Source organism: Brevundimonas sp., assembly GCF_030656255.1.
In the GTDB taxonomy this organism is placed as follows: Bacteria; Pseudomonadota; Alphaproteobacteria; order Caulobacterales; family Caulobacteraceae; genus Brevundimonas.
In genome coordinates this window covers 65,862-74,065 of the sequence record NZ_JAUSOE010000078.1, presented here as the reverse complement: position 1 = coordinate 74,065, position 8,204 = coordinate 65,862, and the positions used below count along the sequence as shown (strand labels likewise).

11 protein-coding genes and 1 tRNA gene are annotated in these 8,204 nt (G+C 66.6%); 1 reads left to right on the top strand and 11 read right to left on the bottom strand.

What is annotated here, in order from left to right:
* Positions 1-61: 61 nt before the first annotated feature.
* The 8 genes from ptsN to Q7J26_RS08590 form a co-directional block, all read right to left on the bottom strand.
* Positions 62-529, bottom strand: a complete 468-nt coding sequence (ptsN, locus tag Q7J26_RS08625) for a PTS IIA-like nitrogen regulatory protein PtsN (RefSeq protein ID WP_304936050.1) — start codon at positions 527-529, stop codon at positions 62-64.
* An 85-nt stretch (positions 530-614) separates the two neighbouring features.
* On the bottom strand, positions 615-1,253 hold the full coding sequence (gene hpf / locus Q7J26_RS08620) for a ribosome hibernation-promoting factor, HPF/YfiA family (RefSeq protein WP_304936049.1): 639 nt from the start codon (positions 1,251-1,253) through the stop codon (positions 615-617).
* A 62-nt stretch (positions 1,254-1,315) separates the two neighbouring features.
* Positions 1,316-2,815, bottom strand: a complete 1,500-nt coding sequence (gene rpoN / locus Q7J26_RS08615; RefSeq protein ID WP_304936048.1) for an RNA polymerase factor sigma-54 — start codon at positions 2,813-2,815, stop codon at positions 1,316-1,318.
* A gap of 155 nt (positions 2,816-2,970) precedes the next feature.
* Positions 2,971-3,765, bottom strand: coding sequence for an LPS export ABC transporter ATP-binding protein (gene lptB / locus Q7J26_RS08610; protein WP_304936047.1), 795 nt, complete (start codon positions 3,763-3,765; stop codon positions 2,971-2,973).
* Between the two features lie 39 nt (positions 3,766-3,804).
* Positions 3,805-4,323, bottom strand: a complete 519-nt coding sequence (locus Q7J26_RS08605; protein ID WP_183196172.1) for an LptA/OstA family protein — start codon at positions 4,321-4,323, stop codon at positions 3,805-3,807.
* The gene (gene lptC, locus Q7J26_RS08600) at positions 4,320-4,988 is read right to left on the bottom strand and encodes an LPS export ABC transporter periplasmic protein LptC (protein WP_304936046.1); all 669 of its coding nucleotides are present in this window, start codon (positions 4,986-4,988) and stop codon (positions 4,320-4,322) included. The genes Q7J26_RS08605 and lptC overlap by 4 nt, the downstream gene beginning before the upstream one ends.
* A 7-nt stretch (positions 4,989-4,995) precedes the next feature.
* Complete coding sequence (locus Q7J26_RS08595) at positions 4,996-5,610, bottom strand: ribonuclease D (protein WP_304936045.1); 615 nt, start codon at positions 5,608-5,610, stop codon at positions 4,996-4,998.
* A gap of 126 nt (positions 5,611-5,736) precedes the next feature.
* A tRNA-Leu gene (locus tag Q7J26_RS08590) sits at positions 5,737-5,823 on the bottom strand.
* 213 nt (positions 5,824-6,036) lie between these two features.
* Here Q7J26_RS08590 and Q7J26_RS08585 point away from each other — a divergent pair.
* Positions 6,037-6,948, top strand: coding sequence for a WecB/TagA/CpsF family glycosyltransferase (locus Q7J26_RS08585; RefSeq protein ID WP_304936044.1), 912 nt, complete (start codon positions 6,037-6,039; stop codon positions 6,946-6,948).
* 25 nt (positions 6,949-6,973) lie between these two features.
* Here the strand turns inward: Q7J26_RS08585 and fliE are convergent, their stop codons facing one another.
* From fliE to flgB, 3 genes are read right to left on the bottom strand one after another with little or no spacing between them, the layout of a single operon-like run.
* Positions 6,974-7,276 (bottom strand): flagellar hook-basal body complex protein FliE, encoded by a 303-nt coding sequence (gene fliE, locus Q7J26_RS08580; RefSeq protein WP_304936043.1) that lies wholly within the window; start codon positions 7,274-7,276, stop codon positions 6,974-6,976.
* A 10-nt stretch (positions 7,277-7,286) separates the two neighbouring features.
* Entirely contained in the window at positions 7,287-7,673 is a 387-nt protein-coding gene (flgC, locus tag Q7J26_RS08575; RefSeq protein ID WP_008261179.1) for a flagellar basal body rod protein FlgC, read from the bottom strand.
* Between the two features lie 49 nt (positions 7,674-7,722).
* Positions 7,723-8,130, bottom strand: coding sequence for a flagellar basal body rod protein FlgB (gene flgB / locus Q7J26_RS08570; RefSeq protein WP_035311182.1), 408 nt, complete (start codon positions 8,128-8,130; stop codon positions 7,723-7,725).
* Positions 8,131-8,204: the final 74 nt, after the last annotated feature.

The window sequence follows — 8,204 nt, the reverse complement described above, 5'->3', positions numbered from 1 at the left end:
GGTCTCGGTTCACTGAATAAGAGAAGGGGCGGCCGGTGGCCGCCCTTGACGGCCCGACCGGTCAGGCGGCCGTGGCGGGCGCCTCGTCCTTGACGAACAGGGCCTTGATCGCATCGACCGTCCGGGCCTGACGCAGTTGTTCACGCAGTTCCGACGACCGCAGGGCGCGCGAGACCGCCGCCAGGGCGCGCAGATGTTCGGCCCCGTCCTTGGGCGGGGCGAACAGGGCCAGCAGCAGATCGACTGGACGATCATCGACCGCCTCATAGGCCACCGGCGTATCCAGGCGCACGAAGACGGCCGTGACCCGGTCGATCTCTTTCAGACGGGCGTGAGGCACGGCGACGCCAGAGCCCAAACCGGTGGAGCCCAGGGCTTCGCGTTCCAGCAAGGCCTCGAAGATACGGCCCTGGTCGACGCCCAGAGCCTGGGCCGCAGCCTCGGCCACGGCGTGAAGCGCCTGACGTTTCGACGAGGCGCCGCCACGCAGCACCACGCCGTTCGGCGCGAGCAGATCTGCGATATCCATGGGTAGCCCAACTCTAGATAAGCGACTGGCGGCCGCGGGCGCCCCTTTAGAGGCTCCCGCGGCAAAGTCAAACTAAGCCGTAAGTCTAATGTCCGTTCGACTTCTTCGTACGTTCGGGGTCGATCCAACCGACATTGCCGTCGGGCCGGCGATAGACGACCGACAGGCCGCCGTGCGCCGCGCTGCGGAACAGCACCACCGGATAGCCGGTCATGTCCAGTTCCAGGACCGCGCGTCCGACCGTGATGGTGCGGATCTCATGCTCGGTCTCGGCGATGACCATGCCCACGGGCGGCGGACCGTCGTTTTCGCCTGTATCGCCGAACATGTCGTCCTCGACGGTGTCGGGATCCCTCAGCACGATGCTGCGGGCGACTTCGCGGGCGGCGTTTTCGGTTTTCTCAGGCGACAGGCCCTTGGGCCCGATGTGGTGATCCTTGAGTCGACGCTTATAGCGACGGACCCGCTTTTCGAGACGATCCAGCGCCTCGGTGAAGGCCGAGTGGGCGTCGCCGCCCGACCCGGTCGTCACCAGCGTCTGGCCCGAGGCCAGGCGGACCCAACAGTCCACCTTGAAGTTGTGGCCGTCCTTGGACACCACGACTTCGGCCTCGTCACCGCCGCGGGCGAAGTATTTTCCGACCCCGTCTTCGAGTTCCTGGGAGATGCGCGAGCCTAACGCTTCGCCGACATCCACTTGCTTGCCGCTGACTTGGACTTGCATACGGATAGAACGCTCCCGACCGCATTTGGTGTCAATCGAGATCACCGATTTGTGGTCACGCTTCAGCCGGTCTTAAGCATCCTGCGGCGTTCGACGGAGGATGGAATCCTCAAGGCTTCCCGGTACTTAGCGACCGTCCTACGGGCTATATCTATGCCCGTCTCCTTAAGGATTTCGACGATCCGATCATCGGACAAAACGTCGCCGCCCAGCCCTTCGCCGTCGATCATTGTTTTTATCCGATGACGGACCGCCTCGGCCGAATGAGTCGAGGCGCCGTCCACGGACTGGATGGCGGCGGTGAAGAAGAATTTCAGCTCGAACACCCCGCGCGGGGTCGAGACATATTTGTTCGAGGTGACGCGGCTGACCGTCGATTCGTGCATGCCGATGGCGTCGGCCACCGTCTTCAGATTCAGGGGGCGAAGGAATTCGACGCCGAAGGCCAGGAAGGCGTCCTGCTGACGCACGATCTCGGACGTGACCTTCAGAATAGTCTTGGCCCGCTGGTCCAGCGACTTGACCAGCCAGCTGGCCTGGGCGGCGCAGTCGGCGACGAAGGTCTTTTCGGTGTCGGACCGGGCGCCGGCCTGGACCAGGCCGTGATAGCGTTTGTCGATCAGCAGGCGCGGCAGGGTGTCGGCGTTCAGCTCGACCCGCCAGCCGCCGGCCGGGTCGGGCCGGACATGGACGTCGGGCACCACCGTCTGGGCCGGTTCGCCGCCGAAGCCGGCGCCGGGCCGCGGCGTCAGGGCCTTCAGCTCGGCGATCATCTCGGCCAGATCCTCGCCGTCGACGCCGCAGATCTTCTTCAGGCCCGCCAGGTCGCGACGGGCCAGCAGGTCCAGATTGTCGAGCAGGGCGCCCATGGCCGGATCGAACCGATTGCGCTCGATCAGTTGCAACTTCAGGCATTCCGGCACCGAACGGGCCATGATCCCGGTCGGTTCGAACCCCTGGCAGACGGCCACGACCGCCTCGATCCGATCCAGGCCGACGCCCAGCCGATCCGCGAACTCGGCCATTTCGCCGCGCAGATAGCCGCCCTCGTCGGTGGCGTCGATCAGGGTCAGGGCGATGGCGTGATCAGCGGGCGACAAGCCGGCCGATGAGGCCTGGGCCTGCAGATGCTCCCACAAGGTCAGCTCATGAGCGTCGGGCCGTTCGCCGTCGCCCTCGAACAGTTGACCGCCCTTGCCGGCGCTGGACCAGTCGGACAGGCCGGGCTGGGCTTCGTCGGTCATACGGTCGCTGGTGCGTTCGCCGGGGGCGGCGTCGCCGTAGACGTCGTCGGACCCGGCGTCCATCGAGGCGACGGAATCCTGGCCGACCCCGTCGCCGAAGGACATTTCGCCGTCCGGAGCGGCTGAAACCTGTTCCGGCGCGTCGGGGCCGTCGCCCTCGGGCTCGTCGCGTTGCAGCAGGGGATTGCGTTCCAGCTCGGCCTCGACGAACTCCTCGAGCTCGAGGTTCGACAGTTGCAGCAGCTTGATCGCCTGCTGCAGCTGGGGCGTGATGACCAGCCCCTGCCCCTGTCTGATCTCTAGACGTTGCCCGATCACGTTCGAAAAATCCTGCCGGCGCGCCAACTGGCCCGGAACTTGCTGTGCAGGATGTGGCCGCATTGGTTAACGCCCGACAAACGCCGGTGCGCAGCCGTGCGAATGCGGGGCGCTGCGACGGTCAAAGGCCCTGTGTGCGACAGGCCCCGTCGAAATCAGGCGTAGTTTTCGCCCAGATAGACCCGGCGGACCTCGGCGTCGTTGACCGCCTCTTCAGCCGTGCCCTCAAACAGGACCGACCCGCCCGAGATGATCGAGACCCGGTCAGTGATGTCCAGGGTCTCGCGGACATTGTGGTCCGTGATCAGCACGCCGATGCCCTGGTCCGCCAGATAGCGGATGACCGAACGGATGTCGGCGATGGCGAGGGGGTCGATGCCGGCGAAGGGTTCGTCCAGCAGGATGAAGGACGGGCGGCCCGCCAGGGCGCGGGCGATCTCGACCCGGCGACGCTCGCCGCCCGACAGGCCGGTGGCCGGGGCGTGGCGCAGGTGGTCGATATGCAGTTCGTTCAGCAGGCGGTCGGTTTCGGACTGAAGTTGATCGCGCGGATAGTTGAGCTCGACCACCGCCATGATGTTCTGCTCGACCGTCATGCCGCGGAAGATCGAGGCCTCCTGGGCCAGATAGCCCAGGCCCATGCGGCTGCGCTGGTACATGGGCTGGCTGGTGATGTCCTCGCCGTCCAGCCAGATCGTGCCGGAATCCGGCGGGATCAGGCCGGTGATCATGTAGAAACAGGTGGTCTTGCCGGCGCCGTTGGGACCGAGCAGGCCCGCGACCTCGCCGCGCTGAACCGTCAGGGAGACGTCGCTCACCACTTGGCGCTGGCCGAAGGCGCGGGCGATATTGCGCACCCGCAGGCCTTTTTCCGCAGCCGAGACCGCCGGTTCCGGCGCGGCGGCCGGCCGGTCGGACAGGTTCAGGGCCGAGAGTTCCTTGCGCGCCAAATCCTCAGATCCCGTTCTTACGTCCTGGGCCGGTCGGCCTCAGTTGGTCCCGTTGGGATAGAAGACGCCCTGAATACGGCTGCCTGCGGTCCCGCCGCGCGGGGCGCCCGACATATTGGCCGCGTCGGTGTTGACGTTATAGACCAGCCGCCCGCCCGTCAGGACGTTCTTGCCCTGGTTCAGGATGACGTTGCCGGTCACGACCAGTTCGCCGTTCGACAGGGTGTAGACGGCGCGGTCGCCGCGCATCGACTGGGTCGGGGTGACGAAATAGACGGTGCCCGTGGCCTCGACCCGTTCAGGATCGCCGGCGGCGTTGCGGAACAGGGTGATGGCCTCGGCCCGCAGACGGTTCTGGCCCTGGGTCACTTCGGCCCGGCCGCGCAGGCTGATACGTTCAGCGGACTGTTCGCCCGTGTCCGCGCCGAAGGCGATGGGCTGGTTCGAACTGGCGCCCGCGCTCTGGGCGTCGCCGACGGCCGGCAGGGCCAGCAGGGTCAGGGCCGCCAGCGCCGCAACGGTCCGGGCGTATTGGGTTTTCGCTGTCATCGCCGTCATTCGCCTGATCCCGAGGGATTGATGGTCCCGCTTATCTTGGTGTCGCCAGAGCCGTTGAACACCACGCGCTCGCCCTGATCATAGATCGCATAGGACGAAGCGTTGATGGTTCCAATAGGGCCGGCGCCCTGAACGCCCCGTGAACCGGTGATGATCCCGGTATTGGTGTCGACCACCGCCTCGGGCGTGGTCAGGACGAAGCCGGAGCCGCCGTCCGAGATCCGCACGTTCGGACCGATGGTCACGGTCTTGGCCTGTTCGTTGTAGGTGCCACCGTCGGCGGTCATTTCGGTGACCTTGCGGCCGCCCAGGTTCAGCTTCAGCGCCGGGCCGACCAGGCGGAAATGGCCGGTGGCCGGATCGCGGACCGCGCCCTGGGCGCCGACCGTGAAGGCGCGGCCTTGCGCGTCCTGACCGTGGAACAGGGGCTTGTCCAGCCGGACCTCCTGGCCCTGGCTGGCCTTGCGCTCGACCCCGGACATGACGGTGCGGAACACGGTCCAGGTCAGGGTCCCTCCCGCCAGCACCAGGATGATGATGGGCAGGACGCGCCGGTACAGTTTCACCCGCTGCGAGCGCGCCCGCCAGCGCGCCCCGGCCAGGACCACCCGGGCCTCGTCTGCGGCGTCCGCCTGAATGCGTGTCTTTTCGCCGGGTTCGGTCAAGCGCGCCTCAGCTATGGGCGAAGATGTCGATCTCGTCCCAGCCGGCGAGATCGAGCGCCGACCGGGTCGGCAGGAAGTCGAAACATTGGGCCGCCAGTTCGGTGCGGCCCTCGCGCGCCAGCATCAGGTCCAGCTTGGCGCGGGCGGCGTGCAGATACAGGACGTCCGAGGCGGCGTAGTCCAGCTGGGCCTGGGTCAGTTCGACCGCGCCCCAGTCGGACGACTGCTGGGCCTTGGACAGGTCGACGCCGACCGTCTCGCGCACCACGTCCTTCAGCCCGTGGCGGTCGGTGTAGGTGCGGGCCAGTTTGGAGGCGATCTTGGTGCAATAGACCGGCCGCGTCTCGACCCCCAGGTGCAGCAGGAACATGCCGATGTCGAACCGGCCGAAGTGGAAGATCTTGGTCACCGCCGGATCGGTCAGCAGACGCTTCAGATTGGGGCAGTCATAGTCCGGGCGTTTCAGCCGCACGACATGGGCGTTTCCGTCGCCAGCCGACAACTGGACCACGCACAGGGGGTCGCGGCGGAAGCGCAGGCCCATGGTCTCGGAATCGATGGCGACGTCCGGCCCAAGATCCAGGTCGTCGGGCAGGTCGCCCTCGTGCAGGTAAACGGTCATGGACAGGTTCTTACACGCGCAGGGCCAAGGTCAAAAGCGGCCTCAAGCAGCAGAGCGCCGCGCGCGATGCGATAGGCCAAAAAAGCAAACGGCGCCGTGTCCGAAAACACGACGCCGTCTATAATATGGTGCCCAGAAGAGGACTCGAACCTCCACGGCCGTTAAGCCACTGGCACCTGAAGCCAGCGCGTCTACCAATTCCGCCATCTGGGCCCCGTCGGCAGCGCCTTGCGGCGTTTCCATCGGGAAGGCGCGGACCTCTAAGGGAGGGTCCGGGCGGGGTCAACAGAGTTTTTTCGTCGGAGGTCGGTTTTATTTCGCAAGCGAGGCGGGAGGCCCCGGCGCAGGCGGCTGTCGGACAGGGTTGCGCCCCGTTAAGCCTGTTCGCTTACCTCGCTTTGAGAGCCGCCCCCCTATCTGGGAGCGATGGCGGATCCGTCCCGAGTTTCCAAGGCGCAAGAGCGGCGCACGACCCCTCGCGCGACCTATCGCAAGCGTCGGCGTCGGCGTGAACGCGTCCACATGTTCGGTCAGCTGGTCGATCTGGTGAAGCCCGAGGAAGTGCTGCATCACGTCCAGAACGCCGTGGCCGAGCGCCGCAAGAGCGTAGTGGCCAACCACAATCTGCACAGTCTCTATCTGCTCCAGAAACATCCTGAGATGCAGGCCTTCTACGAGATGGCCGATCTGATCGAGGTCGATTCGACGCCGATGATCTGGTTCTCGCGCGCCCTGGGGCTGCACAGCCGGGGCTTTCATCGCTGCACCTATCTGGACTGGCGCGACCATTTCTGGAGCGTCGCGAACCGCAAGGCCTGGCGCGTCATGGCGGTCGGCGGCGCGCCGGGCGTGGGCGAAGAGGCGGCGCGCCGGTTAGGCGCGCGCTACCCCAAGACCGAGATCTGCACCCGCCACGGCTTCTTCGACGCCCGCGCAGGTTCGGCCGACAACGCCGAAATCGTCGCGGAGATTCAGGCCTATCAACCGCATATCCTGTTTGTCGGCATGGGCATGCCGCGCCAGGAGCTGTGGACCCTGGCCGTGTTCGACGCCCTGCCCGACTGTGTCATCCTGTCGGTCGGCGCCGCCTTCGACTATGAGGCGGGAACCCAGAATCCGGCGCCGCGCTGGATGGGCCGCGCGGGGATCGAATGGGCCTATCGCCTGGTGCAGGATCCCCCCCGTCTGTTCCACCGCTATTGCATCGAGCCCTGGACCCTGGCGCCCCTGGCCCTCCGCGACCTGCGCGCGGCGCGGCGCCGCCTGATCGGCAAGACGTCAGGCCAGGGCGCAGATTTCGGCGCACCCCCGATCCGGAACTCCCCGCCCGGAACCTGAAAAATCTAGGGTGCGCTCCGGCGGATCAGATCGGCATGGCCATGATTTCCTTGTAGGCGGAAATCACCTGGTCGCGGACGGACATCACGGTTTCCAACGACGCCTCGGCCGAGCTGAGCGCCGTGACCACGTCGATCAGATTGCCGTTGCCCTGGATCGACTGGGTCATCTGGGTCTCGGCCGAGCGCGACTGCTGCGTCATGTCGGTCATGGCGTTCTTGACCAGGTCGGCGAAGCCGTTGTCGCCGGAGGCGGGGGCCTGCGCCGCCGTGGGCATGGCCGTGCCTTGAACGGCGGCGTAGGCGCGGGCGGCCATCATCGGGTTCATAGCCTAATCCTCAGCGTTTGATGATGTCGAGGGTGCGGCTGTCCATGGACCGCGCCGTCTCGATGACGTTCAGATTGGCTTCGTAGGCGCGCTGGGCCTCGCGCATGTCCATGGCTTCCACCAGGGTGTCGACATTGGGCCGCATCACATAGCCCTGGGCGTTGGCCGCCGGGTGCGAGGGGTCATAGTCCATCTTGAACTCGCCCTGGTCGGGCCGGACCTCGGCCAGGGTCACGCCGGTCGCGCCGTCGACCTCGCGCGCCTGGAAAACCGGGATCTGGCGGCGATAGGGCTCGCCGCCGGGGGTCCGGGCGGTGGACTGGGCGTTGGCGATATTCTCGGCGATCACGCGCATGCGCGACTGCTGGGCCTTGAGGGCCGAGGCCGCCACGGCCATGGCGCTGTTCGACGGGGGGATGGGATCAGGCATGGGTCAGTCCTTCGTCTCAGCCCGCGCCGGGCTTGCGCGCGGCCATGCGGAGCATGGACATGGATTTCTGGTAGAAGCCGATGGCGGCGTCATAGGCCATGCGGCTCTCGGCCATCTTCAGCATCTGCTCCTCGACCACCACGGAATTGCCGTCCAGGGTGGTCTCGGAGTCCGGCGACTTGGTCGGGTCGAATCGAGGCGCGCTGACGGCCGGGGCGATGTGGGCGCGGTTGGTGCGGACGACCTGAAGCCCCCCGCCCGAACGCAGGGCGGCGGCGAAGTCGGTCGGCTGTTTCAGATCGCGGCCGACGAAGCCCGGCGTGTCGGCGTTGGCCACGTTTTCGGCGATGAGCTTCTGGCGCTCGTCCAGCCAGCCCAGCCGGCCCTTGATCTGCCCCAGCAGCGGTATGTCGGCGACGCCCATGGCGATCTCCCGTGCGACGCGGATGCGTGCGATGGGCAGAAAATGCCGCCTGCATGGTTAACAGGCCGTTATCT